Raw genomic sequence first — 26,999 nt, 5'->3', positions numbered from 1 at the left:
CAGCCTAATAGTCGTCGTCCCTAGCGGGGCCTGCATAATTATCAAATCGAGAAAACTGGCCTTGGAAGGTGAGTCTTGATGTACCAATAGGGCCGTTACGCTGCTTACCGATAATAATTTCAGCCACACCTTTGTCTTCACTGCCCTCGTTATACACTTCGTCTCGATAAATAAACATGATCAAATCGGCATCTTGCTCGATTGAACCCGACTCCCTCAGATCCGAGTTAATCGGGCGTTTGTCTGAACGTTGCTCTAGGCCCCGGTTTAGCTGTGAAAGGGCTACTACAGGCACTTCGAGTTCTTTAGCGAGGGACTTAAGCGAGCGAGAGATCTCAGCAATTTCTAAGGTACGGTTGTCACTCAATCCTGGCACTTGCATTAATTGCAAATAATCGATCATGATAAGGCTAATTCCACCGCGATCCCTGGCCAGTTTACGGGCTCGGGTTCTCACTTCCATTGGCGTTAGGCCAGATGAGTCATCAACGTACAAATTATCTTTGTCTTTGAGCATAGCCATGGTGTTTGACATGCGTGCCCAATCTTCGTCATCTAACTGGGCGGTTCGAATTTTGGTTTGATCTACCCGACTAAGGGATGCCAACATCCGCATCATAATCTGCTCGGCGGGCATTTCAAGACTGAACACCAACACCGGCTTCTCTTCCAGCAGCATGGCGTTCTCGCATAAGTTCATGGCGAAGGTCGTTTTTCCCATAGACGGACGCGCAGCGACAATAATCAAATCTGAGGGTTGTAGTCCACTGGTCTTTTTATCTAAATCTGTATAACCGGTAGAAACACCAGTGACTTCTTTATTGTTTTTAACCAGCTCCTCGAGACGGTCGATAGTTTTAGTCAGTACCGACTCAATGCCCCGAGGTCCTTCATTTTTGGCGGTTCGTTTCTCGGCAATTTCGAAAACTTTACTTTCCGCCATGTCGAGCAATTCGCCGCTGTTTCGTCCTTCAGGGTTGTAACCAACATCAGCAATATCATGCGCAACACCTATTAGCTCACGAACAACTGCTCGCTCCTTGATGATATTGGCATATGCTGAGACGTTCGCCGCGCTAGGCGTATTTTTGGCCAGCTCACCTAAATAAGCAAAACCGCCCGCTTCTTCAAGTTCATCTAAGTTTTCAAGATCTTCTGAAACCGTGATCAAATCAATTGGTTGATTATTTTTTAGAAGGCGTAAAATCGCCCCATAAATGACTTGATGCGAGCGATTATAAAAATCTTCTTCGGTGACCAGCTCTGCGACTTTGTCCCACGAGTCAGGGGCAATTAGCATACTGCCCAGCACAGACTGCTCCGCCTCAATGGAGTGAGGAGGGACTTTAAGTTTTTCGACTTTTTGATCTTTATTTTTTGCTGAGACGGCTTTCACAGAAGGTACATTTATCCTCGAAAATAGGTGACTAGTATGCGCCAGATCACCCTAGTTAGTAAAGGTGTGATAACGTCGTAAGCGATTAATCGGGCGCTTTGAAAATAGCTTAGGTGCGTATGTGTGTTCGCGGTATTTTAACATGGTTTAGGACAGTGAATAAGCGGCTATCGCCGCTAAAAATTCAGTTCCGTAACGGTCTAGTTTGGTTTGGCCTACGCCGTTGATCTCCAAAAACTCCGCTTTTGATTGGGGCAATTTGTCAGCCATATCGGCAAGGGTAGCATCACTAAATACCACAAACGGCGGTACGTCCTCGCGTTGTGCAATGGACTTACGTAAGTGTTTTAATTTTGCGAATAATTTACGGTCATAGTTCATCTCTTTCAGTTTAGACTTTTTACCTGAATCAATGGTTAACCTAGGTACCGCTAAAGCAAGATCTAATTTACCAGCAAGAAGGCCACGGGCCTCTTCTGTTAATTTTAAAACCGCGCTTTGGGTGATGTCGATGCGTAAAAAACCTTTGTGTATCAGCTGATAAATGATGTTGTGCCAGTGGGCATCTGATTTATCTTTCCCTATGCCGAAGGTGCTTAGACCGTCATGCCCTTGCTCGAAAATACGTTTCAACTTTTTGCCCCGTAGCACGTCGATAACATATTGGCTGGCCACATTTTGACCCAGGCGATAAATACACGACAAGACCATTTGTGCCGAGACTTTGCCATCAAAACGTTTAGGTGGATCTAAGCAAATATCGCAGTTTCCGCAGTCTTCAGCGGAATACTCAGAAAAATAGTTGAGTAACACTTGGCGGCGACAGGTTTGCGCTTCTGCGAAGGCTTCCATGGCAGCAAACTTTTGTAGTTCGATGTCTAAACGCGCGGGGTTGTCTCCCATACCAATCCATTGTCGAATACGAGCGGCGTCCTTTTCATCAAATAACAATAGCGCTTCAGCAGGCATGCCATCACGCCCTGCACGGCCTGTTTCTTGATAATAAGCTTCAACACTGCGAGGGAGATCAAAATGCACAACAAAACGTACATTAGATTTATTGATCCCCATGCCAAAAGCGACAGTGGCGACGATGATATCCACATTATCTTGAATAAAGTCGCGCTGTATTTTATCGCGTATTGGTCCCTCAAGTCCCGCGTGATAACCCGCGCAATTAATACCTTGTTTCGCTAATGCAATACTTAAGTCGTCGACTTTTTTACGGCTGTTACAGTAAATAATCCCACTGCCGTCTTGTTGTTTTACATATTGAATGACCTGATCCGTAGCTTTGTATTTGAACAGCTGGTTGTAACGAATATTCGGTCTATCGAAGCTGCCTTTAAAAACAAAAGGCTGCTCTAAAGCGAGCTGTTGCAATATATCACTGCGCGTTGTGATATCAGCCGTTGCCGTCAGCCCTACCACAGGTACCCCAGGAAATTGCTGTTTTATTTGACCTAGCTGGCGGTATTCTTTGCGAAAGTCATGTCCCCAATGGGAGACGCAGTGAGCTTCATCTACTGCAAAGAGCGCCACGTTTAAACTGTGAAGACGTTGAATGAATTCAAATTGCATAAGTCTTTCAGGTGCGACATAAATCAGTTTATAGCGCTCATCTTGCATACCACGGTAAACGTTAAACATCTCTTCATTGCTTAAATTTGAATTGATATAAGCGGCATTTACACCTGAGGCAACTAGGGCGTCAACTTGATCTTTCATCAGTGCAATAAGAGGCGATATAACGATGGTCAATCCATCAAGCACTAGCGCGGGTATTTGATAACACAAGGATTTTCCGCCACCAGTGGGCATAAGAACCAGTACATCTTTTCCCTGCAATATTTGCTCGATAACTTCGCGCTGACCGTCACGAAACTCGTCGTAGCCGAATACGTTTTTAAGTACAATCTGCGCGGCGTTTATATCAGTACTTGGCATGGCTTCTGGGAACAAAAAATAAACTCTAATACAAAAATTCTGCGCGCATTTTACGTGTTTTTAGCCCATACATCACTTGCCAATAGGCAAAAAGTTAGTCACATTGAGTACTTCCCTGAGAAAAGGACAATAATATGAGTGATAACAAAAACTTAACTCCAGAGCAACTGGCCAGTTTCGTGATTGAATTTTTCCAAAACAGTATGCCATTCAATCGAGCGTTAGGGTTCCAAATCGAATCCTTAGAAGATCATGAGGTGCAAATTCGTATGCCCTGGAACAATATGCTGATGGGCAACCCAGTGCACAAAATTTTGCATGGCGGCGCAACCGCAAGCATTCTTGATACCGTGGGTAGTGTAGTTGCATTGATGTATGGCATTAAACAGCTCAAACCTGAAGAAGTTGAAGATTTTAAAAACACCCTGGCCAATAATGGCACCATAGACATGCGGGTTGACTATCTGCGACCAGGTAAAGGTGAAGAATTTATTGCCACTGCAAGCGTCATCCGAAGGGGACGTAAAGTGGCGGTTTGCCGAATGGAACTGCATAACGAGAAAGGCCAACATATTGCCTCAGGTACTGGCACCTACTTGGTCGGTTAGGCAGTGAAGGCAGACAAGTTACGAAGAAATGAAAGCATAGCAATAAAAAGGTCGCATCGGGCGACCTTGACTGGTTTACGGTATCACTAGCACGTTAAATATATAACATCTGTTCGCGTGTTTTGGCTAAAATGGCCAAGACCTTGTTTTGCGTAGGGTGAGGTATGTTCGCTTTGTCCATCGCGTTGATAAATAAGTCTACCCCGCGATTGAAATCTGCTTCGGATATGTTCATTCCCCCGTGCACGCGTTCCATTGTATCACCCGTATACTCACAAGGCCCACCGGTTAAATGGCATACATGCTCAATCAATTTCTCTCTAAAACGGCCGATGTCTGAATCCTTAAAGTATTCAAAAATAACCGGATCAAACTCAATTTCGGTAATGAAGTTATCTACGACTTCCTCTACTTTTGGCTGGCCACCCATTTGGGTATAAACAGACTGGTTGGACGTTGACGAACAGGCACTGAGCCCAAAAAATAGAGATGCAAATAGGATTATAAGTGTGTGTTTCATGAGACTCACCAAAGTTGTCCGTTAAGAGAAAGGTATAAACCGTCTTGGTCATCCACTGCGGCAATGGTGCCTAAGTCAGCCCAAGCGAGGGTTATGCTGAAGTCTTTACTAGGAATATAGGTGACAAAAAAGTCTTTCCAGTCATCTTCACCTAAACCGAGATTGTCTGGTTTTTGCCTGTACTCAACGCCAATTGCAAAATGACGCGAAAATAAAATACCTGCGGATGCCTCAAGCATAATTTCATAGGAATCATTATTGACGCCACCGAATCCGAGTAAACCCATCTCATTTGCTTTGGTGGCTCTAGCTGTGACGTTCCATACCGCGTTGTAACCGGCAATAGCCCCAAGGTGCACCTTGGTCGCCGCAACATAAAAATCTGTGCCGCTGCTGGTTTTATCTGCGCCTACCGCACTGGCAATCGCTTCATCGTCTAGCACTTTATGTTGAGCACCCACGCTAATTTGGGGCCAATCAGAATAGACAACGTCACCATAGAGACGATATTTAATACCATAGATGTTTTGTTTAATATCGACCCCTGCGCCTTTTAGGTCAAAACGATGTTGGGCAACACTGACCTCAACACGATCATAAAAAGACGCGCTAAGGCCTAATACATTGAGTCGATAATCATCTACATCAACCTGCGTGGCGACCGCGCTAACAGAGACTTGGTCTTGACTGTCGTAACCGGACAAGGTTGCCCAAGGAACAATGCCGCCACCGCCGCTGCCCTCTAATTGCACCAGCCCAGCCGTGCCGATTAGTTTACCGTCTTGTGCTGACGCTAAGGTTGTGCACAAGGCGAACGTTATACCTGTGATGTACGGAATACTTACTTTTTTATGCATCATTTCTCTAACCAGTTAGTTGATTGATGTTTGTTATGCCACTGTATAAAGTCGGCAAAAGGTAAGGGTTTACACATATAATATCCCTGCGCTAATTCGCATCCCCAATTTTGGAGCAGCTGCAGCGTCGCTTGGCTTTCGATTCCTTCGGCGACAACATTCAAGCCGAAGCTATGAGCCAAATCGATCACCGTTCGAACAATTTTTTGATCCCCTTGCTGAGAGTCGAGTTTTAGCACAAAACTCTTATCCACCTTCAATGTGGTCACCGGCAAGCTTTTTAAGTAAGACATGGATGAATAGCCCGTCCCAAAGTCATCAATAGCCAACTCAAATCCCCGTTCGCGAAACGCACGCAACTGCTGTATCGCTTTTTCCGGTTCGCGAACTAAGTCGCTTTCTGTCATTTCAAAGCTAAGCGCTTTGCTATCTAGCTCGCTAGCACTCATTAGTGACGTTATGTGAGGTAACAAGGCATTATCCATGACATCTTTCGCAGACAAATTAATCGCGATACTTACATCCATACCTGCATCTCTGAGCGTTACGGCATCTTTGATAGCTTGGTTAATAACCCAGTCCGTAATTTTACCAATAAAGCCTGCTTGTTCAGCTACGCTAATAAAGTCGTCAGGGGAAACAAAACCTAGTATGGCGTTGTTCCAACGAATTAGCGCTTCTACTTTAGTCACCTTACCGCTAATTAAATCTAGTTTAGGTTGATAAAATAGACTGAGTTCGTCTTGCTGGTCATCTAGCGCGGTTTTCAGTTCAGCAATGATCGATAAGCGACGCAGATAACGTTGCTCAAACTCGGGCTTATAATTAAGTAAGAGTTGTTCAGAAAGCTGTGTTTCATCCAGCACGATATTCATTCGTCGGAAAAGCTCTTCCGCATTGCCCGCATCAGTAGGGCAATTCAACATACCGATCGAGACTTTAGTGATTATTGAAGCATCTCCGGTTTCGATGGGCTGCTCTAACTCGTTTCTGAATTCTAATAACTGTTCGTGAGTTACATGCTCATCGGGGACCCAAAGCAGTTCCCCGCCTGCTAAACGAGCACCGAGTCCACCATGGGCCAATAAACGCTTTGCGAGCACTTGAAGGCAAGTATCACCATTGTGGTAGCCAAATACATCATTGATACTGCGAAAGCCGAATACATTTATACCTAGGACCTGAAACGGCTTATTTTCCTCAAATTTAACGTTAAGCAGACTTTCCATGTTGTAACGGTTATTCAACCCCGTCAGTATGTCGTGTTGTGCTTGGTAGCTGATTTTTTCTTCGCGCTGACGGATGTTTGATTGCATTGATTCAAGTGCGATAGCAAGGTTTGATACCTCAGTTGAGCTAGATTGGGTATTTATCGCTTTGTTGTAGTCTCCGGTTGAAATACGCTGGGCAATATCCGCAAGAGCGACCAGTGGTTTCGCCACTTTGCGGGAAAACAAAGCCGCGAAACACAGAGCCAAAATAATCGCCAAAACGGCAATCAAAGAAATATTCATTTGTAGTGCACTAAAGTCCGAAAACAGGCGATGAACGTCGTTAGATAAGGTAATAACAACGTTAAAATTCCCTTCTTCTGCCAGCAAGAATTGTCTAGAAACATAAGGCACATCGTTGAATAGGGACAAAGAAAGCCAAGATAAAGTCTGTCCTTGCTCTGACAATGCCAAGCTCACCATTTCATCTGGTAAGGTGCTGATAGTGAGGTTCTTTTTACCGTCTGCTTTTACTTCAATAGTGGTTTCAAGTTGGGTGACGTTTTTTAACTGTTGCCCCCACTCTTGATCGATCTCAAAGCCTATAACAGCGACAGCAATTGGCGCTGGCGCATCTATGGTTAGCATCATCACCTGATACAAACGCCGTTCAATGAGCAATAATGAGGACGCACCGCCATCAATGACGGCGTTGTGCACGATACGAGGGTAAGGGAAGTCAGCCCCGGCTTCTAAAATTTGTGGAACGCTGGTGATGTTGCTGCCGTCCAATGACACCAAAGCCATTAAATCAGCGCTAATTCGCCCGCCATGATTATACAAAGCACTGTCAATAGTTGGTACATCGCCAGTTGCCACAGCTTGCTTAAAGCCAAAATCGGCAGTTAACACATTTGCCGAGTTATAGAGCACATTTTCTCGGTTCTCTAGCACCTGCTCAAACACATTCTGAGCAACTTTCAAGTTGCCATTTAGCTGGTTTTGCGCATGCTTGCTTGTTGAGTTCCAGACATTAATCAGTATCATCAATGCGGTTAGCATCACCAGACCAACGACAAGACGGAAAATACTCTGGTTTAGTTTCCTGGTGGCCAATTAACGGCCTCCTGGTGAAAATTTTCGGGAAAACTTACGACGTTTTACCTCCGGTTTTTTTTCTTCAAGTAGGTTTAATTCAACCAGTTGAGCACCTGAAACTGCAGTATCTCTCGAAATAGTTATGCGCTCAGAATTACTGGTGGATAACTTTGCATGCCAAACGTTAAATTGATTGGCTTGGGTAGAGAGTGTTGCGACACCGTTTTCGTCAGTGAGGGCGGTTATTTCATGTTCGGAAATGTAAATATAGCCGAGCATTTGGTCATGAATATTGCAGCCTAATACCACAACACCAGGTTTTTCAAAGGTGACTGGATTCGATCCTTCACCTTTGTACAAACGGATTTCAAATGGTTTGGGCTGAGAGAAACTATAAATATGATGACGAATATTGTCACTGTTGGGAAAGCGCACAGACTGATTTTTTTGAACGACTAATACATGAGGGGAAAATTGAGAGTTTATTTGGTCCATCACGGCCATCTGAGCAGTCTGATTCTTAGGCTCACCTTTAGCACTGACAACTGCATTTGCGACCGGATTACCCTTTTGGTCGACAACTTTAAATTGAACGCTTTCTTCACCGTAGGCACTGAAAATCATCATTGAGATGCATATGCAAGCTAATTTTAGTGCCGATTGTTTTGCTAAAGCGTAAAAGGTCAGGTCTTGTTTCATGTGTACTTCAATCCTGTTAATCCACTTAATCCAAAGGGGAGCGCTTCTTTACCTATTTTTTTAACAATTTAATCTTACACGAGCAATGTAAAATTGCACGATAGGATCGAAAAAACACGACTAATTATTTAGCTATCATCTTATTTTTACACAAAAAAGTGTGATATTGCTTAGTGCATTGTAGGTTAAAAAGGTAATCTCGCACCTCGATCATTCTTTTATCGACAGTGATAACCACTTACATTAAATTTTCGGTAATTTAGACTATCGCATTAGCAAATAGCGATTTTTACTAGTTGGATCAGAATAAATGGAAAAAGCACAGTGGCTTGACGGATTTGTCAATTGGGCAATTGAGTATACGGGGAGCTTAATCTGGACCGCAGCAATGCTCGTGGTTTATGTTGTTGTGACTAAGTGGACGCTTCCGAAAATAGAAAAGAAAATCGATGAGAGCAATTTAAAGTCTCCCGAGGTTTTGCGAGCGTACCATATCATTCGTTTGGTGATTGGCATACTCACTTTCGCCGTGATTTTGATAGCGTGGGGGATTGATTTTAGTGGATTGCTGGTGATTTCTACCTCCCTTATTACTCTGACCGGCGTAGCCTTTTTTGCTAGTTGGTCTTTGCTTAGCAATATTACAGCCTATTTTTTGCTGCTGTTTCAAACGTCTTTTCGGCGCGGGAACTTTATAAGAGTACTGGATGCGGATAATTACGTAGAAGGGTTTATCACCGAAATCAACCTGTTTAATACCAAGCTAATAACCGAAGATCGAGAGATTATAGTTTATCCCAATAACTTGATCTTGACGCGGCCCAGTATTATCAATCCGCGAGCAAAATGGAAAACTATCGGTAAATTTACTGATAGACCTGAGCGTAAATCGTCAGTAACTCGTAAAAAATAATCTGTATCTGGCTCTATTGGCAATCTTAAGCATGCTAAAATAACGCAAAGGTCAACACGTGCGTTGGTATAGCCATGTTGTAGTAGATTTGCCAGCGTTAGGCCCATAACGTGAGTTGATATCTGGTCAGCCTATTCGAATCGTCAAACAAGTATGAAGCCGTAAATGAGTATAGATTTTCCACATGTTTTAGAGCACTTTTCCCTTTTTCTTAGCGCCTTAATAAACAATAAGGTGGTGTTGACGATCTTAGTCACGTTTCTGACATTAGGTGTCAAATACGCACTGGTAAAAACCGTGCGAAATCGCGCTATTAGCAAAGGAAAAGACAAGCGCGACTTGGTCAATAACATTAAGAACTTTTTAAATTTCGTCATGTTGTTTTTGCTGTTGAGTTTGTGGGCCGGAGAATTGCAAACCTTCGCTTTATCCATTGCCGCCTTTGCCGTGGCTATTGTGCTGGCCACACGAGAGTTTATTCAATGTATGATCGGGTTTTTCTATTTGGCTTCTACGCGCCCATTTCGCATCGGTGACTGGGTGCAAGTAGGCGATATTGTTGGTGAAGTATCCGAAACTGATTGGATGAAAAGCACCTTACTGGAAGTGGATATTCATAAATACGAATACACGGGTAAAACCTTGTTTATTCCCAATAACGCGATGATCACCAACACCATTAAAAATCTAAACTTTTTAAAGCGTTATGCCACCCATCATTTTAATATTACCCGTGATCAAAGCGTCAATCCTTATTTATTCATTGATCAGTTGCAACAAAAAGCAGAGTTATACTGTGAGGATTTTAAAGATGTTGCTCACCGATATAGTCAAACAATTGAGCGTCGTCTGGATGTAAAAATTGCAGGGCCAGATCCGCATATTAACGTTTCTACGTCAGAGGTGGGTGACTCTGTGGTCACGGTTGCTATTTTTTGCCCTACCGAGCGAGCGATAGAGATAGAACAAAAATTGATCAAAGATTTCATGACCATGTGGTTTGCTGCTAAGCGCTCTGGCAATATAGCACCAATAGGAGGAACTGAGTTATCTCCCGACGATAGTCAGCCAGTCAGCTAGGCCCGAAGCGATTAATTCCATCACTATTCGAGTTCTGTCATGTATCTTGCTTGAATATTTTATGTTTTCCATTTGATAGTGAAATACGAGAGCGGCGAACGCTGCTTACTATCACATTACTGAGGTGACAGTGTTCATTCTGCGGATTTCTTTTTTTGTGCTTTTGGCGCTTATCTCTTCTCACGCGCTCGGAATGTCAGTTGATATTGAAGGGGTGGATGATAGCCGCCTTGAACAGAATATTGAAACGCATATTGGGATTATCGGCGCACCTGTAAGCTGCGAAATGACAGCCAACTATCGTCAAACCATACGAGACGCTGTGACCAAAGCGGCTCAGGCTATTGGCTACTATCAGTTAGAAACTGTGAAAATTCGCCTCTCAAAAGATAAAGAGTGCAGTGAACTTTATCTTACGGTCAACACAGGATCCCGGGTCAAAATTAGCGAACGACGCATCGAGCTAGTTGGTTCAAATACACCAGACTCAGAGCTGCAAGCTATTATCGATAATGCGCAACTTAAAGTGGGCTCATACCTTGAACAAGACCAATATGAAGGCTTAAAAAGCCAGTTGTTATCCAAAGCACAAGTTCGAGGTTATTTCGATGCCAAATTTACCACGCAAGAAATTCGCATCGATTTAAAGTCTTACTCAGCGAATATTAATCTGCAATTCTCTGCGGGCCAACGGTACGTCTTTGGGGAGCTACAAATCCCCGATGATGACAAAGCCAAAGTATTGATTGAAGAAGTCACGACTTTTAAGAAAGGGGAGCCTTACCACGCCGACAAGCTGGCGGAGTTTAACCAGAATTTGAAGCTTACTGGATACTTTCAGCAAGTCGTTGCTCGGCCATTAGTGAGTCAGGCAAACAACGCCCATGTGCCTATCCAACTTATTATCAGTGCGAAACCGCGAGACACATTCAACATTGGTGGGGGCATTTCTACCGATACAGGCCCGAGCGGCCGTTTTAAGTGGCAGCGGCCTTGGGTCAACAGTAAGGGGCACAGTTTGTCAGCTGAAGCGTTTATTTCGGACCCAGAGCAAAACGTGAGCGTGAAGTACAAAGTGCCGTTAGAAGATCCCCTCAATAATTATTTAAGTTATCAAGCGGGCTTGAAAGCAGAAAACGACAATGACACACAAAGTGAGTCAATAACCTTAGCTGTTCAGCGCCATTGGGGAGAGGCAGACAATGACTGGAAGCGCATTGGCTTTTTACGTTTAGAACAAGAGAAGTTTACCCAAGGGACAGACGATGAACAAACCACGACCCTGTTAATTCCCGGTGTGACCCTGAGTCGACGCAGAGCACGTGGGGGCCTAGATATCAGCTGGGGAGATAAGCAGCAATATACCTTGGAAGGGGCGACTCAAGAAGTGGTGTCTGACATAGATTTAGTACGTATTGGTTTGCAATCTAAATGGTTGCGCTCTTACGGCAAACATCGCGTTTTTGTGCGTGCCGAACTCGGCGCAATTGCGACCAACGATTTTTCTCAGGTACCTTCAAGCTTACGTTACTTTGCTGGTGGTGATCAAAGCGTGCGAGGGTTCGCTCTTAATACGCTCTCTCCGATAGAAGATGACGAACTCACAGGCGGCCAATATTTAAACGTAGCGAGCATCGAATACTCATATCCTGTGGTTCAGGATTGGCGAGTAGCAGTATTTACCGATATTGGTAACGCCAGCGATAAACCGTTTAAAGATCTCGCGACCGGTGTGGGGGTAGGTGCGAGCTGGTCATCCCCTGTGGGCCCGATTCGTTTTTACTTTGCGCGAGGCAATAGCGTGGACGAAACCACATGGCGCTTTCACTTTTCCATGGGGCCTGCACTATGAAAATATTAAAATACTGCGCGATTTTTATTGGCTGCTTGTTTGTGTTACTTGCATTGACTGCATCGCCGTGGGGAACAAGAGGCGTACTATTATTGGCCGATAGTAGCCTCGATGAATTGGACATAGACTATGGCTCAGGGAGCCTATTATCCCAGCTGGCGTTGAATCGTGTGGCCTATGTGACTCCAGATCTGAGTTTAAAAGTGAGTAAGCTCGTTGTTGACGTCAATTGGTCGTGCGTGGCGACAATGCAAGCTTGCTTGACTGCACTAAGTGCGCAAAATCTTGGTGTGCAAGTAAGCCCAAGTGAAGAGCAATCTCCGCCAAGTAGCGAGCCATTAGAACGGATTACTTTACCTATTCCTGTTAGTGTGGATGCGCTGAATATTCGCAACATTCGGGTTGATGTCGCCAACACGCTTGAGGTGAAAATTACGTCAGTATCGAGTCAGCTCAGTATGTTTCGCACATTGAATATCGAGCATCTCACCCTGAGCGGTACTCGCATTGTATTGCCAGATGTTCCTACTGAGGCCACTAGTAAAGATAGCTCAGCGCTTGATATTCAGGCCATTGCGAATTGGCAGTACACACCAATTAAACTACCGCCTATAGTATTTCCGATCGTGATGCGTGCTAACGACTTGGCTGTGGATGACTTTTTAATCTCTCAGGGCAAAGAGCCCCTCTTCGACATTCGTGCACTGCGAGCAACCATTGATATCACCCCTAAGTTACTCACTGTAAAAAAACTGCAGGTGAGCTCAAGTTTGGGGGAGGCTGAGTTAACCGCGAGTGTGAATAATCAATGGCGGCATCAGTTAAACATGCAGCTAAAAAGTGCACAGGACAGCACATACCCTGTTGATGCTCAATTGAATTTAAAAGGAAACTTACAGCGCAGTGAGCTGAACTTCACCACCAGCGGAGTCCTTGAGCTAGCGGCTAATGCCAGCGTTGATTTACAGTCTGCACAATTGCCTCTATCGCTAGACGTTAATTGGCAGCCTGTGGACTGGCCCCCAGAGCAAGCAAATATTCAGCTCCAGAAAGGTCACCTGTCTCTTAGTGGCAATGTAAATCAGTATCAGCTAACACTTGATACTGGATTAAAAGGCCAGTCTATTCCGCACACATTAGTGACGATGCGAGCAGAAGGGAACAACCGCCAAGCCAATATACAACACATCACTTTGGACACGCTAGGTGGTCGAGTTCAAGCAACCGCTAACGTGACGATAGACACATTGTTGAAATGGCAAAGCCATATTGAGTTTAATAACATTCAGCCTGAGCAATTTTGGCCCGAACTAGAAGCCAACGTACGAGGTAATGTGGATCTTGATGGCCAATATGATGGCCAAATCGTGCGTGCCCACATGCAGGAGCTTTCTGCGTCAGGCGACTGGTTAGATTATCAGTTAAGCGCATCAGGAGAGGCTAAGTTTCATTCACAAGAGGGGATTGAAGTACCCGAACTGCTGGTGAAAACCGGGGATAATCAAGTCTCGATGACCGGCACGTTAGAAGCTTTTGACGATGTCCAAGCGCAATTATCACTAGATGCTCAAGATCTATCTCAGTTGTACCCCTCTTTTGCAGGTAAAGCTCAGCTGAATGCACAAATTGATGGCACGTTAACCGCGCCTGAAATCAATTTTGATGGCTCAGCGGATAAACTTACTTTGCCTGATGTGCGTATTTCTCAGTTAGCTACCAAAGGAGAGGTTATTTGGGATGAAAATAAGCAAGCTAAGGTCGAACTACAACTGAGCAATGCGATGATTAGTCAGCAAAATATTGCCAACCTAAATGTCGCACTTAATGGTGACGCCCAAGAACATCAAATAAGCTTATCCCTCAACAGCGATGTAGCCAATGTCGTGACTAAACTTCATGGCAGCCTAGCGCAAAGCCAGTGGGATGGGGTGTTAGACGTCGCGACCATCGCGTTAGACGCAGGGCAATTTAGTTTAGAGCAGCAGGAGCCATCCATACATGCCAATTGGGCGAAAAATGACTATCGCCTATCCCCATTTTGCTTGTCCGATAATGAGGCCAGTGTCTGTATCAAACAAGCTGAATATCTAGCCAACACTGCGCAGTTCGATATTGCGATAAACGAGTTACCTTTATCACCTGTACTGAGTGCTAATCTACCTCAGCTACAAGGGGTAGATACGGATGCAAAATTAAACCTGTTAGCAAAGGGGCAATGGAATACTAAAGAGCTACCCGTAGTCGAGGCAGATATTAGCCTGACGCCATCTGTGTGGACGGTCGAAGGGGCGACTACTCCCCTTGAGCTTGATGCACTGAATGTTAACGTCAATACGATCACCCAGAAGAACACTTCATCTCAGCGTATTACCAGCAAGCTTATACTGGAAAGCAAACAATTGGGGGCTATCCGCTCTGATGTGAGTTTGCAAGTCAATGGTGATGAAAAACCCATTTCAGGGCAACTGACTTTAGACACTATTACCTTAGGCGCGGCAGCGCAATTTGTACCTCAGTTAACTGAACTAGCTGGTATTGTCGATGGCACGGTTGATATTAGCGGTAGTTTAACCACACCGCTAATCAACGGAGAACTGAAATTGCATGATGGTGCTGTTGCAGGTTCAATGCTCCCTTCGCGGGTTAATCAGGTTGAACAACGAATCAACTTTACAGGCCAGGCAGCTACGCTTACTGGTTCGTTTCAACTGGGTAACGGCAAAGGGCAAGTGGATGGCGAGTTTGATTGGCAAGATACCCCAAGCGCGGTGGTGAATGTTAAAGGTAGCGAAATGGAAATCGACTATCAAAATATGGTGCGGGCTAAGTTATCACCTGACGTCAACGTTGAATTCGGTGCCGCGGGATTGTCGGTAAAAGGTGAAGTAACCTTGCCTTATGCGCGGATCAGAGTGCGAGAATTACCGCCTAGCGCTATATCGCCCTCTAGTGATGTGGTGTTGGTCAATGATCAACAGGCTGTAGTCGAAGATGAAATGCCGTTGAAGCTATCGTTACAGGTTAATATTGACCCGAAAAAGAATAATGACGTTAAAGTGGATGCGTTTGGATTAACGTCTGATTTGCAAGGCGCTTTGTTACTAACACAAGATGGCGAAGTGCTTAACGCCAATGGTGAGCTCAATTTAGTCAACGGTCGCTATAAAGCATACGGCCAGGATTTGGTCATACGTGAAGGAGAAATCCAATTTAGCGGTCCTATCGATAGCCCGTACCTTGTGGTTGAAGCTGTTCGAGATCCGGATAAAACGGCAGACGATGTTATAGCAGGTTTGCGAATACAAGGTAGTGCCTCGCAACCACAAGTGAGTGTGTTTTCTGACCCAAGTATGGACCAGCCAGAAGCCTTGTCTTATCTGTTGCGGGGTACCGCTATCAACAGTGAAGATGAAACCTCAAGTGATGCAGCACTCGCCAGTGCCTTAATTGGCTTCGGTTTAGGCAAAAGTGAAAACAAGGTGACCAACATTGGGCGCAAAATAGGTGTTGAAGATTTAGCATTAAACACCAGTGGTGCGGGTGATGAAACTAAGCTTTCTGTATCAGGCTATATCGCGCCCGGTGTGCAGATTCGTTATGGTGTAGGGGTGTTCGATTCAGTTTCTGAGGTTGCTTTGCGGTATCAGTTAATCCCTAAACTGTATCTTGAAGCGGTGAGCAGTTTAAATAGTGAGCTAAACTTATATTATCAATTCTCCTTAGATGATGAGGAAGATACCAAGCCAGAGTAGTAGGGTGTTTACCAACATTAAGCACTGCGCGGCGCTTGTCTAGTTCTGGTTTGCCGTCAGAGAAAGTTCATGTCATAAATATTGTGACTTTTAGCGTTAGGATTACGTCTATTGTTGTTCATCACGCTGGTAGCGTACTGGAATAAATCCATCTTATTATTGTCGCATCGTCATTATCTTGCCCATATTGAATAGGAGTCATCATGGCTGAATTACTACCCGAGTTGATTGAAGAAGTTGTTTCGGCTCCAGAACGTGGTGAGCAGGATAATGTGATGGCGCTTGTTGCGGCGCAAGACACAGATGATGTGGCATTATTGCTAGAGTCTTTACCTTTAGATCAAAGGCTTAATGTATGGGACTGCATTCCTAAGCGGCGGCGCTTAGACGTGTTAGTTGCGATGCGTGGGGATCCCCGCGAAACGCTCATTGCGGCCACTGATATAAGTGAATGGGAAGCGATTTTTTTTGAAGTTGATGCGGAACAGCTCCTAGAACTATCTGATTCATTGCCCAATACTTTGGTGGATAAAGCGCTGGACGCGATGGACAAACAACAGCGCCAGTATTTCACAGAGGCGAGTCAGTTTACCGATGAACAGGTAGGCCATTGGTTAAGCCAAGATCCCTTAGTACTACCATTGAATGCGAAAGTGCGAGATGCATTGCGCTTGATACGTCGTGATGTACCGACGCATGCTGACACGATATTTTTAGTCAATCGTGCGGGGCAGTTTTCAGAAGCGGTGAAGCTGACCAATGTAATGGGATTACCGGAACATGTTCCATTAGTCGATTTATCCGAAGATGTATTCGACACGATTAATGCCACCGATGAGTTAACCATGGCGTCATTAGCGGTACAGCGTTCAGGATTTGCCTCTTTACCTGTGGTGGATGACCAAAACAAAGTATTAGGCCGGTTAGATATTACGACTGCCAGTGAATTGCTAAACGAGTTTTATGAGCGCCAAGTTATGGCGACAGCAGGTATGGATGAAGACGAAGATTTATTTTCGTCGGTGCCTAAGAGTGCGAAAAACCGAGCGGTATGGCTAGGTATCAATTTGCTTACGGCTTTTTTAGCGTCGGCTTTTATCGGTATATTCGAAGGGACTTTGCAGCAAGTTGTCGCCCTTGCGGTATTAATGCCGATTGTTGCCAGTATGGGCGGAATAGCAGGTAGCCAAACGCTAACACTTATGATTCGAGGACTCGCATTAGGGCAGGTAACTAGCTCAAACTTTAAGGCTTTACTCAAAAAAGAGCTCAGTGTTGGTGGCCTGAACGGTGTGGTCTGGGCTTTGGTTATAGGATGTATCGCTTATTTTTGGTTTGCTGATCCTATGCTGGGTTTAGTGATTTGCTTAGCGATTTTATTGAACATAATAGCGGCTGCGGCAGCAGGAGTCGTGGTGCCTATGATATTGCACAAGCTTGATATTGACCCTGCGCTTTCAGGTTCGGTTATTTTAACTACGGTGACTGACATAGTCGGTTTCGTTGCGTTCTTAGGGTTAGGCACTTTGTTTTTATTGTAAGCGGGTCTTCTGATTGGCAATGGGCCTGACTTTTTAGCATTAGCGAACGTGTAATTATTTCCTACCAAGATGCAAAAGCTACAAGAGTACACGTTAGAAATTACCGATTAATCAGTATTGCACGGTGATTATTAACCAATTCTTATGTTGGCACACATGTCGCTTACACAGATGGGCTGAAGAGGCATTTACCTCTTTGCTTATTTGGTTTTAAAGGAAGTGTGTATGTTAACTTGGGCCCTAACTTTTTTTGTGCTAGGCGTAATAGCGGCCGTTTTCGGATTTGGTGGTGTGGTAGGCGTTGCAGCCAGCATTGCTAAATTGATTTTCATTATATGTTTGGTGCTGGTGGTTATTTTCAGTGCTTTAGCGTTTAGACAGTACAAGAAGCAAACGAACTAGTTCATCGCGTTTTAATCTCCTTTTAGGACGACGCAGTTTTTACATCAAATAGCGTAATTTTTGCGTTTAGTTACGCAGTCTTCATCTGTTTTGGTAAATAAATCAGTGAGTTATTCTTGGCATTATTCTCGCATTTACCTCATTAAGAGAATGTGCTGGTTTTCCTGGAGGCAAAGATGAACAAGATATTGCGCAGTTTTACCCTATTTACTGCCTTAAGTGCCGCCAGCGTTGGTGTGCACGCTGGAAACTATTGGACTGCAAGCGCCCAAGACGGCTGGATAGACGGCTACGTAGAAGCCACCTTGTTGCTAAGTGGCAACTTAGACGCGTCTGGCATTGATACGGATGTGGACGACGGAACAGTAACTCTCAGAGGCAAAGTAGAAACGGATATTGATAAAGCCTTAGCGCAAGAGCTCGCATTAGGCGTAGACGGTGTGATAGGTGTAGAAAACATGCTGACCGTCTTTTCTCCTGGCGACAATGATGACGCTGCAAAGCAACGAAAATTGACAGACGAAAAGGTCGCCACTGTGGTTAAAACGCGCCTGATGGTAGCGCCTAATGTGACCAGCGCAGATATTGATGTAAATAGCACTAAAGGTGTGGTTGTGCTGCAGGGCAAGGTTAAAAATGACGCTGAAAAGCAACGGGCTACAGAGATAGCCACCAAGGCAAGTGACGTGGAAAAAGTCGTCAATAAATTATCGGTAAGTGAGTGATCTCGATTCCAGTTAATCGACGACTAGACTGATCGAGCAATACGATAAAAAATAACCAATGCAGTAAGAGGTAGTAGTATGAATAATCAAAATAAGAACGCATATTTTAATTGGTTTGACAAAGTAAACCAACAGCAGCCTGACGAAACAGCGCTTGTTGAACGCTTGGTGCAAGAAAATACATTGTTGAAAAAAATACTCATGCAAAAACAGCAAGAAGGTATTGAAACGGCTGTGTGATTATTGAACAATGAAGGTTCGTTAATGCTGTCTGTTCATTTCTCTGTGTTTCAGCGAAATGTAACGGCAAATAACCTAAAGAGCCTCTATGCACAGCCCAGCGACATCCAACGTGTTGAAACAAACACTATTAGTAATTGAAGATGATAGTGAGCAACTGGATGTGCTGACTCAGCATTTCGCCGATTCATTTCATATCTTGGTCAGTGACAACAATGAAGATGCCCTCAAGTTAACGGTAAATGCGCCAATCGACCTGCTGATGATCAACGCGTCATCAAACACAATCGATTGGTTGCTGCTGTGCACCAACCTGAAAGACCATCCCCTTACACTAGATATACCTTTGCTTTTATATGGTAAAGAGGACTCGCAAGCGGTCATTGTGTCCGGGTTAAAAGCCGGAGCTCTTGATTTCATTTCTCTGCCTATTGATTTTGCTATTTTGGATGCAAAAATTCATAACCATATGAAGCTATCAGCAAAGCTTCGTACTTTGGCCCTTATATCTTGCACTGATGGCTTAACAGGTGTCCCCAATCGCATGCAACTTGACACCACCTTCAATCGGTTTTGGTATGCAGCCATTCGAGGCCAGCATGATCTGTCAGTGCTAATGATCGACATTGATTTTTTCAAAGGTTTTAATGATAACTATGGGCATGTAGCGGGGGATGAGTGCCTTAAAAAAGTTGCCAACACCATCTATGATAGCTTGCAACGCGAAAGCGACGCCATGGGGCGTTATGGCGGTGAAGAGTTTTTGGTGCTATTACCTTTTACCGATAGAATGGGCGCCGAACTGATTGGGCGTTCTATTTTAGCGGCCATTGAAAACCTCGGCATTGATAATAAAGCATCAACGATAAACGAGAAGGTCACTGTCAGTGTGGGGGTCGCGACGCTAAATCACAAAGACATAAATGATGAGACTTTTAACCACCCAGAGTACCTGATTGAGCAAGCGGATAAGCGTTTGTATGAGGCTAAGCATCAGGGCCGCAATCGACTAGTTAGTTAACCATAATGATAAAAATATAAAAAAAGCGCCAGTGGGCGCTTTTTTGGGATTCGCTATATTTACCAGTGCAGTTTATTGCTCACGCGCAATCGCGCGGTAGGCTATGTCGTCACGATAGAACATGCCTTCCCAGCTAATGGTGTTTGCAAGCTCATAAGCGCGCTGCTGGGCCTGAGTGACTGTTTCACCTAATGCGGTGGCACATAACACGCGGCCGCCATTGGTAGTAACTTGCCCTTCAACCTCTTTGGTCCCTGCATGAAACACTTTGGCGCTTAAATCTGCGCTGTCGCTCAAGCTTAGGCCAGAGATGATATCACCCTTTTTATAGGCTTGGGGGTAACCGCCAGCCGCAAGCACAACACCGACGGCTGCTCTTGGGTCAAACTTTGCAGTGGCTTGGTCTAGTTTACCGTCTATTGCAAGTTGAACTAATTCTACCAAGTCGGATTGTAAACGCAGCATAATGGGCTGGGTTTCAGGGTCGCCAAAGCGGCAGTTGTATTCAATGACCTTAGGTGTGCCATCGGACATAATCATCAAACCAGCGTATAAAAAGCCGTGGTAGTCATTCCCTTCGCTTGCCATACCTTCAACGGTAGGGTAGATCACTTCATTCATTACGCGCTGGTGGATCTCATCGGTCACAACAGGAGCAGGCGAATATGCACCCATGCCGCCAGTGTTTGGCCCTGTGTCGCCGTTTCCAACACGTTTATGGTCTTGGCTGGTGGCAAAAGGGAGTACATTCTTACCATCAACCATGACGATAAAACTGGCCTCTTCACCGTCTAAGAATTCTTCGATCACCACGCGACTGCCGGCTTCACCAAATGCATTACCGGCTAGCATGTCACGCACCGCCTCTTCGGCTTCTGCTAATGTCATGGCTACAATCACCCCTTTGCCAGCCGCGAGTCCATCCGCTTTAATAACGATTGGAGCACCTTTTTCCTGTAGGTATGCGATTGCAGGCTCGATTTCTGTAAAATTTTGATATTCAGCAGTTGGAATTTTATGCCGAGCCAAAAAATCCTTGGTAAATGCTTTTGAGCCCTCAAGCTGAGCTGCGGCTTTACTTGGGCCAAATATTGCTAAACCTTCAGCTTGAAATGCATCGACCACGCCTAATACGAGGGGAACCTCTGGGCCCACTATGGTTAATGCAATGGCATTTTGTTTTGCGAAGGTCACTAGCGCTTCAATTTCTTCAACATCGATTGGGACGTTCTCAAGTTTAGGTTCAAGTGCTGTACCCGCATTACCAGGAGCAACATAGACGTGGCTGACATTGTCAGACTGCGCTGCTTTAAAACCTAGAGCATGCTCGCGGCCTCCGCCGCCAATTATCAATACTTTCATGAGATTCGCTTTTCTATTGGGTTAACAAATGGGCTATTTATTAAAACGCCGCTCAGTAAGGCGGCGTTTCTAAGGGCTAATCGTTAGCCTGAATGGGTAAACTATTTTACGAACTTTAACGTCATGCGATTACTCTCGCCGATTTTTAAATACTTAGCTTGGTCTTTTTCACCTAAGCGTAAGCTTGGGGGAAGAGTCCACACACCTTTTTCATGTTCACCGCTGTCCAGTTTATTGGCATTTATGTCACTTTTACCTGCTAGGGTAAAGCCGGCTTTCTCAGCGAGGGCGATAACATATGATTGCTTCATGTAACCAGAACTTTGCTGCAAAGCGCTGCTTTGAGATTCTCGTAAGCTGTGTTCCACCACGCCGAGCACCCCACCCACTTTTAGCGCTTTATAAAAGGCTTTAAATGCGTTCTCTACACCTTCATCACCGTCTTGCATATACCAGTTATGAATATTACGAAAAGTCAGCACACGATCGAGGGACTCAGCAGGAGCAAAATCAGTGGCTTTCATTGGATGAAATGTGGTGACCTTAACGTTCTGATAGCTCTTAAGGGCAGTGACTTTTTGTTCAAATTGTTCACGAGATTTTTTGTAAAACTCGTTAGTGTTTTCATCAACGTAGAAATGTGCAGCATAAAATTCGCCTTTCTCTTTGAGTAATGGCGCCAAAATATTACTGTACCACCCTCCACCAGGAGATATTTCAGCCACGGCCATGTCTTCTTGTACTTCGAAGAAACGCAGTGTTTGTTGAGGGTGACGGTACTCGTCACGCAATCTTTGTTCTGTTGGGCGGCCTTCATCCGCTAAAGCATCTATCAGTGCATCGGCTTGAACGAAAGAAGACGCTAATAAAGTAGCGGAACAGACTAACTGAGTAGCACGTTTAAACATGAGCAAATCCTGTAATGGGTCTTTAGACCAAAGTAGTGTAGCGTTTTTTTCTACAACACTGAATAACATCCGCTGCAAATCCGCTACGTAAACCTAGGCGAGACAGCCAAGCAGGATATCAAAAATATCATGCTTGACCGACTGCATTTAGTGACTAATGACGAAAGTGGCGCATTCCAGTGAAGACCATAGCAATGCCATGTTCATCAGCGGCAGCAATCACTTCGTTATCACGCATTGAACCGCCAGGCTGAATAACCGCACTGATACCTGCAGCGGCTGCAGCATCGATACCGTCACGGAATGGGAAGAACGCATCAGAGGCCATCACTGAGCCTTCCACTTGCAAACCTTCATCCGCTGCTTTAATACCGGCGATTTTCGCAGAGTAAACACGGCTCATTTGCCCAGCGCCTACACCGATTGTCATGCTGTCTTTACAGTATACGATCGCATTAGATTTAACGTACTTGGCAACTTTCCAGGTAAACATTAGGTCTTTTAATTGTTGTTCTGTGGGTTTCACTTTGGTGACCACGGTTAAATCTTCCATGTCAACCATTCCGAAATCGCGCTCTTGCACTAGTAAACCGCCGTTTACGCGTTTGAAATCGTATCCGTCAGTTAGCTGCCCTTGCCAATCACCACAGGCCAATAAACGCACATTCTTTTTCGCTGCTACGATAGCGACAGCGTCGTCACTGACACTAGGGGCGATAATGACTTCTACAAATTGGCGGTCAACAATCGCTTGCGCTGTTGGGCCATCTAGTTCGCGGTTAAAAGCAATAATGCCACCAAACGCCGAAGTAGGATCTGTTTTATATGCGCGGTTATACGCTTCAAGGATATTCTCGCCTAGCGCCACGCCACACGGGTTAGCATGTTTGACGATAACGCAAGCCGGCTCAGCGAATTCTTTTACGCACTCTAAGGCTGAATCGGTATCAGCAATATTGTTGAAAGATAGCGCTTTACCTTGCAATTGAGTTGCGGTAGCAACTGATGCTTCTTGTATATTGTTTTCGACATAGAAGGCAGCATCTTGATGACTGTTTTCACCGTAACGTAAATCTTGTTTCTTGCTCATTTGTACATTGAATGTACGCGGGAATGCACTATGAGCATGTCCACACTCATCTGAACAATCGTCAGCGCAATCATCGGCGCAGGCGTCGGATTCAACCATGGCACCAAAATAATTAGCAATCATACCGTCGTACTCAGCAGTGTGCTCAAAGGCCGCAATCGCTAAATCAAAACGGGTGCTGGCTTTTACAGAACCATTGTTGGCTTGCATTTGAGCCATCACGCGTGTGTAGTCTTTTGCGTTGACCACGATCGTTACATCGTTATGATTTTTAGCTGCTGCCCGAACCATAGTTGGGCCGCCGATATCAATGTTTTCAATTGCATCTTCAAGGCTGCAATCGTCATTGGCGACTGTTGCTGCGAACGGGTACAAGTTAACTACAACCAAATCGATAGGTTGAATGTTGTTTTCAGCCATTACGGCTTCATCTTGACCGCGGCGAGCAAGAATACCGCCATGAATCTTAGGGTGAAGGGTTTTCACGCGCCCATCCATAATTTCAGGGTGCCCAGTGTACGCAGACGCTTCAGTAACGGTTAGGCCACTGTCCGCTAATAATTTCGCTGTACCGCCGGTAGATAAAAGCTCAACGCCTTGCTCGGCTAAGAAAGTGGCAAATTCAACGATGCCAGTTTTGTCAGATACGCTTAATAAAGCGCGGCGAATAGGTTTTTGAGTCGTCATAGTGTGTTTATCTTCTAAAAAGGATTAACAATGATGCCAGGGGCGTGCAGTATAGCGCATACAAAAAGAGCACCCTAGGGTGCTCTTTCAATTTTTTCTTAGTTCATGCCGTACTGTTTAAGCTTCTTACGTAGCGTACCACGGTTGATGCCTAACATGATTGACGCGCGGGTTTGGTTGCCGCGAGTGAAGGTCATGATTTCTTCTAACATTGGCGCTTCAACTTCGGCCATTACTAGCTCATACAAGTTTTCAATGTCTGTGTTGTCTAGTTGCTTAAGGTACTTATTCACTGCTTGTTTTACAGAGTCACGTAAAGGCTTTTGAGCCTGAGTTTGTGAAGGAGTCGTTACCGTAGTGGTAAAAGGAGAAGTTACATTTTGCTCGAACATATACAATCTTGCTCTTTAGTTAGTCATCGTTAGGCAGCAGGTGATACGAGGTGAGTCGTAGGTTCGCCTGCCAAGTGGTCAAAATAATGTGCCAATGTATCGAGTTGCTCTGCAGCATCGTCAATCCCATTGAACTTGGCTCGGAACTGCCGCTCACGGTCATGTTCCGCTAAATACCAACCCACATGCTTGCGGGCAATCCGCGCTCCCTTTAATTCACCGTAAAATTGGTGAACATTAGCCACATGCGAGAGTAAAACATCACGCACTTCACTAAGTTGGGGCGAGGGTAGTATTTCGCCAGTTTGCAGAAAGTGTTGAATTTGGCGAAAAATCCAAGGGTTACCTTGTGCTCCTCGGCCTATCATCAACGCATCTGCTTTGGTGTACTCCAAAACGTGTTTTGCACTGTGCACGCAGGTAATATCACCATTGGCAACGATGGGTATCGACACAGCCTGTTTAATGGCTTTTATGGTGTCGTACTCAGCATTGCCTTTGTACATACAGGCCCGGGTGCGACCATGAACTGCTAAAGATTGAATACCGTTTTGTTCAGCGATCTTTGCAATTTGCACCCCGTTGCGATTATCCGTATTCCAACCTGTGCGTATTTTCAACGTTACCGGTACCTGCACTGCTTCGACCACAGATTGAACGATTTGCTCAACCAATTGTGGATCTTGCAGTAGTGCCGAACCCGCCAACTTTTTATTTACTTTCTTTGCCGGACACCCCATGTTGATATCAACAATTTGAGCCCCGTTATCCACGTTAAACTGAGCCGCCTGAGCCATTAATAATGGATCGGCACCAGCAATCTGAACCGCGCGAATCCCTTTTTCACCAACATGATCCATACGCTGCTTGGATTTATTTGATCGCCACACGTCAGGATTAGACGACAGCATTTCAGATACGACCAAGCCTGCACCCATGCGCTTGCATAATTGCCGGAAAGGCCTGTCTGTTACGCCTGCCATGGGCGCCAGAATCAAATTGTTTTCAAGCTTGTAAGGACCAATCTGCATAATTCAAAACGCGAAATCGCGCAAAAACTGTCCGGTTTGCAAAAAAGGGCGGCAAGTTTACGGTTTTTTTACAGTCTTGAAAAGGCTATATTTTGAACAAATTGTTAGTTTTTTTGACGTTTTGGGCTTGACACTTATAGAACAAGGCAAATCACAGGGACTGTGCAGAAACGCAGGGTGTTATTTAAGCGAATGTGTAAATTAATTGTAGTTAAGATAGCAAGGTTTGTTACATACAAACCTTACAAATAGTGGGGTAAGGTGCGTTTTAAAATTTAATCTTGCCGGTTAATATGTCTTTATACATGACCCAATCCCCCAAGAAACTGTAAAACGGATACTTAAAGGTTGCAGGCTTATTATGCTCAAAAAAGAAATGCCCAACCCAAGCAAAGCCATACCCTAAAAGAGGTAATAACCACAAGTACATCAATTGACCTGTGAACACAGCATAAAGGATGGTAAAAATGATCAGCGTAGACCCCACAAAGTGCAAGCGTCGACAGGCGTTATTTTGGTGTTCGCTTAGATAATAAGGATAGAAATCAGCAAAGTTTTGATATTTCTGTGTCATGTGGTTTCCCCTTCATTTTATGTTCTAATAAAATAGGACGTTAGCACGGGGGCGGTAAAGTGAATTGTCAAATTGGTGACAGTTACCGGCTTTTCGATTGTCTCAAGAATAATTCACCGCTTGAGTTTGGCACAAACGGCCCCACCCTTTGTACATCAACAGCATAAGAGATTTAACATGCATAGTAGCGTAGACATTAGCATAGAAAACTTTCAGCAAGTGATATTGCAAGAATCAGCCAACAAACTCGTTATGGTTGAATTTTGGGCGCAAGGTTATGAGCCCAGCGAGCAGTTAGCACCTGTTTTACAAAGCATTGCTAGTAAGCAAGGTGAAAACTTATTACATGCGCGAGTGGATTGCCAAGCGCAGCCGGATATCACCGCCCAGTTTGGTGTACAGAATTTGCCTACAGTTATGCTTATCAAGGACGGTCAGCCGGTTGATGGTTTTGCTGGAGTCGAAAGCGAAGCAAATATTCAGGCTATGCTTGATAAACACTTGCCTAAGCCCGAAGACGAACTATTTGCCCAAGCCACAGGCATGGCCGAGCAAGCCAATTATCAAGAAGCCTTCACACTGGTGAAACAAGCGTTTGATCTTGCTCCAAATCGAGCGGACATTAAGCTGTTGTTGGCAGATTGCCAAGTCGAAGTAGGGCAGGTGAATCAAGCCAAAGAGTTGCTTGCAACCATAGGTCTGGTGAACCAAGACGGATACTACCGTGCTATTCTGGGTAAGATTGAGTTGGCCGAACAAGCGGCTGAGTCACCAGAAATCATTGCTTTGCAGCAAGAGCTGGAAAACGACCCAGACAATTTAGCGTTAAAAGTGAAGTTAGCGGTGCAAATGCGCCAAGCCAATCAAATAGAAGAAGCATTGAGTCTGATGCATTCTGTGCTACTTAAGGACTTAAACTTTGAAGATGCTAAGAAACTCATGCTAGATATGATCAACGCTTTGCCAGACGGTGAGCCGCTTAAGTCTCAGTATCGCCGCAAGGTTTATAGCCTACTTTATTAAAAGCGCATATTTGAGCCTAATATGAACAAAAATACCAAGACGAAGTGCTTGGTATTTTTTTGCCTGCAGG

At 44.8% G+C, this 26,999-nt stretch carries 23 protein-coding genes; 11 read left to right on the top strand and 12 right to left on the bottom strand.

What is annotated here, in order from left to right:
* Nucleotides 1-4: 4 nt before the first annotated feature.
* Together dnaB and recQ are read right to left on the bottom strand one after the other, a co-directional pair.
* On the bottom strand, nt 5-1,396 hold the full coding sequence (gene dnaB, locus FX988_RS12165) for a replicative DNA helicase (protein ID WP_007983844.1): 1,392 nt from the start codon (nt 1,394-1,396) through the stop codon (nt 5-7).
* A gap of 147 nt (nt 1,397-1,543) precedes the next feature.
* The gene (gene recQ, locus FX988_RS12160) at nt 1,544-3,343 is read right to left on the bottom strand and encodes a DNA helicase RecQ (protein ID WP_160182167.1); all 1,800 of its coding nucleotides are present in this window, start codon (nt 3,341-3,343) and stop codon (nt 1,544-1,546) included.
* A gap of 134 nt (nt 3,344-3,477) precedes the next feature.
* On the opposite strand from recQ, the gene FX988_RS12155 reads away from it, so the two are divergent.
* Entirely contained in the window at nt 3,478-3,951 is a 474-nt protein-coding gene (locus tag FX988_RS12155; protein WP_160180130.1) for a thioesterase family protein, read from the top strand.
* Nucleotides 3,952-4,045: 94 nt separating this feature from the next.
* On the opposite strand, the gene FX988_RS12150 is transcribed toward FX988_RS12155, so the two are convergent.
* Genes FX988_RS12150 through FX988_RS12135 form a run of 4 tightly spaced genes read right to left on the bottom strand, consistent with a single transcriptional unit; the run spans nt 4,046 to nt 8,336 of the window.
* Nucleotides 4,046-4,471 carry a group I truncated hemoglobin gene (locus FX988_RS12150; protein WP_201751592.1) on the bottom strand — a complete coding sequence of 142 codons (426 nt, stop codon included), beginning with the start codon at nt 4,469-4,471 and terminating at the stop codon, nt 4,046-4,048.
* 5 nt (nt 4,472-4,476) lie between these two features.
* On the bottom strand, nt 4,477-5,328 hold the full coding sequence (locus FX988_RS12145) for a DUF3034 family protein (RefSeq protein ID WP_160182165.1): 852 nt from the start codon (nt 5,326-5,328) through the stop codon (nt 4,477-4,479).
* Nucleotides 5,328-7,655 carry an EAL domain-containing protein gene (locus FX988_RS12140; protein WP_160180128.1) on the bottom strand — a complete coding sequence of 776 codons (2,328 nt, stop codon included), beginning with the start codon at nt 7,653-7,655 and terminating at the stop codon, nt 5,328-5,330. The genes FX988_RS12145 and FX988_RS12140 overlap by 1 nt, the downstream gene beginning before the upstream one ends.
* Nucleotides 7,656-8,336, bottom strand: a complete 681-nt coding sequence (locus FX988_RS12135; RefSeq protein WP_160180127.1) for a methylamine utilization protein — start codon at nt 8,334-8,336, stop codon at nt 7,656-7,658. It lies immediately after the preceding gene.
* Nucleotides 8,337-8,646: 310 nt separating this feature from the next.
* Here FX988_RS12135 and FX988_RS12130 point away from each other — a divergent pair, with 310 nt between their 5' ends.
* The 9 genes from FX988_RS12130 (at nt 8,647) to FX988_RS12095 (ending at nt 19,862) form a co-directional block, all read left to right on the top strand.
* Nucleotides 8,647-9,249: a mechanosensitive ion channel family protein gene (locus tag FX988_RS12130; RefSeq protein WP_160180126.1), complete on the top strand. Its 603-nt coding sequence runs from the start codon at nt 8,647-8,649 to the stop codon at nt 9,247-9,249.
* Nucleotides 9,250-9,414: 165 nt separating this feature from the next.
* On the top strand, nt 9,415-10,329 hold the full coding sequence (locus FX988_RS12125) for a mechanosensitive ion channel family protein (protein ID WP_160180125.1): 915 nt from the start codon (nt 9,415-9,417) through the stop codon (nt 10,327-10,329).
* 193 nt (nt 10,330-10,522) lie between these two features.
* Complete coding sequence (locus FX988_RS12120; protein ID WP_254700603.1) at nt 10,523-12,181, top strand: autotransporter assembly complex protein TamA; 1,659 nt, start codon at nt 10,523-10,525, stop codon at nt 12,179-12,181.
* The gene (locus FX988_RS12115; protein ID WP_201751591.1) at nt 12,178-15,933 is read left to right on the top strand and encodes a translocation/assembly module TamB domain-containing protein; all 3,756 of its coding nucleotides are present in this window, start codon (nt 12,178-12,180) and stop codon (nt 15,931-15,933) included. Before FX988_RS12120 ends, FX988_RS12115 begins: the two co-directional genes overlap by 4 nt.
* 203 nt (nt 15,934-16,136) lie before the next feature.
* A complete protein-coding gene (locus tag FX988_RS12110) occupies nt 16,137-17,474 on the top strand; it encodes a magnesium transporter (RefSeq protein WP_160180123.1) in 1,338 nt (445 codons plus the stop codon).
* A gap of 225 nt (nt 17,475-17,699) precedes the next feature.
* Nucleotides 17,700-17,876, top strand: coding sequence for a DUF1328 family protein (locus tag FX988_RS12105; protein WP_007983861.1), 177 nt, complete (start codon nt 17,700-17,702; stop codon nt 17,874-17,876).
* Nucleotides 17,877-18,052: 176 nt separating this feature from the next.
* A complete protein-coding gene (locus FX988_RS12100; protein WP_160180121.1) occupies nt 18,053-18,601 on the top strand; it encodes a BON domain-containing protein in 549 nt (182 codons plus the stop codon).
* Nucleotides 18,602-18,679: 78 nt separating this feature from the next.
* Nucleotides 18,680-18,841: a hypothetical protein gene (locus FX988_RS21635; RefSeq protein WP_201751590.1), complete on the top strand. Its 162-nt coding sequence runs from the start codon at nt 18,680-18,682 to the stop codon at nt 18,839-18,841.
* Nucleotides 18,842-18,929: 88 nt separating this feature from the next.
* Nucleotides 18,930-19,862: a diguanylate cyclase gene (locus FX988_RS12095; RefSeq protein ID WP_160180120.1), complete on the top strand. Its 933-nt coding sequence runs from the start codon at nt 18,930-18,932 to the stop codon at nt 19,860-19,862.
* Between the two features lie 72 nt (nt 19,863-19,934).
* Here the strand turns inward: FX988_RS12095 and purD are convergent, their stop codons facing one another.
* The 6 genes from purD to FX988_RS12065 all read right to left on the bottom strand — a co-directional run bounded on the left by purD (nt 19,935) and on the right by FX988_RS12065 (nt 25,906).
* Nucleotides 19,935-21,224, bottom strand: coding sequence for a phosphoribosylamine--glycine ligase (gene purD, locus FX988_RS12090; RefSeq protein WP_160180118.1), 1,290 nt, complete (start codon nt 21,222-21,224; stop codon nt 19,935-19,937).
* A 101-nt stretch (nt 21,225-21,325) separates the two neighbouring features.
* Entirely contained in the window at nt 21,326-22,132 is an 807-nt protein-coding gene (locus FX988_RS12085) for a class I SAM-dependent methyltransferase (RefSeq protein ID WP_160180116.1), read from the bottom strand.
* 154 nt (nt 22,133-22,286) lie between these two features.
* Nucleotides 22,287-23,909: a bifunctional phosphoribosylaminoimidazolecarboxamide formyltransferase/IMP cyclohydrolase gene (purH, locus tag FX988_RS12080; RefSeq protein WP_160180114.1), complete on the bottom strand. Its 1,623-nt coding sequence runs from the start codon at nt 23,907-23,909 to the stop codon at nt 22,287-22,289.
* A 98-nt stretch (nt 23,910-24,007) separates the two neighbouring features.
* On the bottom strand, nt 24,008-24,301 hold the full coding sequence (gene fis, locus FX988_RS12075; protein WP_006991173.1) for a DNA-binding transcriptional regulator Fis: 294 nt from the start codon (nt 24,299-24,301) through the stop codon (nt 24,008-24,010).
* Nucleotides 24,302-24,330: 29 nt separating this feature from the next.
* Complete coding sequence (dusB, locus tag FX988_RS12070) at nt 24,331-25,332, bottom strand: tRNA dihydrouridine synthase DusB (RefSeq protein WP_160180112.1); 1,002 nt, start codon at nt 25,330-25,332, stop codon at nt 24,331-24,333.
* A gap of 268 nt (nt 25,333-25,600) precedes the next feature.
* Nucleotides 25,601-25,906 (bottom strand): DUF962 domain-containing protein, encoded by a 306-nt coding sequence (locus FX988_RS12065; RefSeq protein WP_160180110.1) that lies wholly within the window; start codon nt 25,904-25,906, stop codon nt 25,601-25,603.
* A gap of 177 nt (nt 25,907-26,083) precedes the next feature.
* Between FX988_RS12065 and FX988_RS12060 the strand changes: the two genes are divergently transcribed.
* On the top strand, nt 26,084-26,929 hold the full coding sequence (locus FX988_RS12060) for a tetratricopeptide repeat protein (protein WP_160180109.1): 846 nt from the start codon (nt 26,084-26,086) through the stop codon (nt 26,927-26,929).
* Nucleotides 26,930-26,999 lie beyond the last annotated feature (70 nt).

Source organism: Paraglaciecola mesophila, from assembly GCF_009906955.1.
Lineage (GTDB): Bacteria > Pseudomonadota > Gammaproteobacteria > Enterobacterales > Alteromonadaceae > Paraglaciecola > Paraglaciecola mesophila_A.
The sequence above is the reverse complement of the archived record's forward strand: the minus strand, read 5'-3'. Positions and strand labels throughout refer to the sequence as shown.

Bases quoted from the DNA above. Each gene is read 5' to 3' on its own strand.
- recQ (WP_160182167.1), bottom strand. From the start codon at position 3,343: ATGCCAAGTACTGATATAAACGCCGCGCAGATTGTACTTAAAAACGTA.
- FX988_RS12155 (WP_160180130.1), top strand. From the start codon at position 3,478: ATGAGTGATAACAAAAACTTAACTCCAGAGCAACTGGCCAGTTTCGTG.
- FX988_RS12150 (WP_201751592.1), bottom strand. From the start codon at position 4,471: ATGAAACACACACTTATAATCCTATTTGCATCTCTATTTTTTGGGCTC.
- FX988_RS12145 (WP_160182165.1), bottom strand. From the start codon at position 5,328: ATGCATAAAAAAGTAAGTATTCCGTACATCACAGGTATAACGTTCGCC.
- FX988_RS12135 (WP_160180127.1), bottom strand. From the start codon at position 8,336: ATGAAACAAGACCTGACCTTTTACGCTTTAGCAAAACAATCGGCACTA.
- FX988_RS12130 (WP_160180126.1), top strand. From the start codon at position 8,647: ATGGAAAAAGCACAGTGGCTTGACGGATTTGTCAATTGGGCAATTGAG.
- FX988_RS12125 (WP_160180125.1), top strand. From the start codon at position 9,415: ATGAGTATAGATTTTCCACATGTTTTAGAGCACTTTTCCCTTTTTCTT.
- FX988_RS12120 (WP_254700603.1), top strand. From the start codon at position 10,523: ATGTCAGTTGATATTGAAGGGGTGGATGATAGCCGCCTTGAACAGAAT.
- FX988_RS12115 (WP_201751591.1), top strand. From the start codon at position 12,178: ATGAAAATATTAAAATACTGCGCGATTTTTATTGGCTGCTTGTTTGTG.
- FX988_RS12110 (WP_160180123.1), top strand. From the start codon at position 16,137: ATGGCTGAATTACTACCCGAGTTGATTGAAGAAGTTGTTTCGGCTCCA.
- FX988_RS12105 (WP_007983861.1), top strand. From the start codon at position 17,700: ATGTTAACTTGGGCCCTAACTTTTTTTGTGCTAGGCGTAATAGCGGCC.
- FX988_RS12100 (WP_160180121.1), top strand. From the start codon at position 18,053: ATGAACAAGATATTGCGCAGTTTTACCCTATTTACTGCCTTAAGTGCC.
- FX988_RS21635 (WP_201751590.1), top strand. From the start codon at position 18,680: ATGAATAATCAAAATAAGAACGCATATTTTAATTGGTTTGACAAAGTA.
- FX988_RS12095 (WP_160180120.1), top strand. From the start codon at position 18,930: ATGCACAGCCCAGCGACATCCAACGTGTTGAAACAAACACTATTAGTA.
- purD (WP_160180118.1), bottom strand. From the start codon at position 21,224: ATGAAAGTATTGATAATTGGCGGCGGAGGCCGCGAGCATGCTCTAGGT.
- FX988_RS12085 (WP_160180116.1), bottom strand. From the start codon at position 22,132: ATGTTTAAACGTGCTACTCAGTTAGTCTGTTCCGCTACTTTATTAGCG.
- purH (WP_160180114.1), bottom strand. From the start codon at position 23,909: ATGACGACTCAAAAACCTATTCGCCGCGCTTTATTAAGCGTATCTGAC.
- fis (WP_006991173.1), bottom strand. From the start codon at position 24,301: ATGTTCGAGCAAAATGTAACTTCTCCTTTTACCACTACGGTAACGACT.
- dusB (WP_160180112.1), bottom strand. From the start codon at position 25,332: ATGCAGATTGGTCCTTACAAGCTTGAAAACAATTTGATTCTGGCGCCC.
- FX988_RS12065 (WP_160180110.1), bottom strand. From the start codon at position 25,906: ATGACACAGAAATATCAAAACTTTGCTGATTTCTATCCTTATTATCTA.
- FX988_RS12060 (WP_160180109.1), top strand. From the start codon at position 26,084: ATGCATAGTAGCGTAGACATTAGCATAGAAAACTTTCAGCAAGTGATA.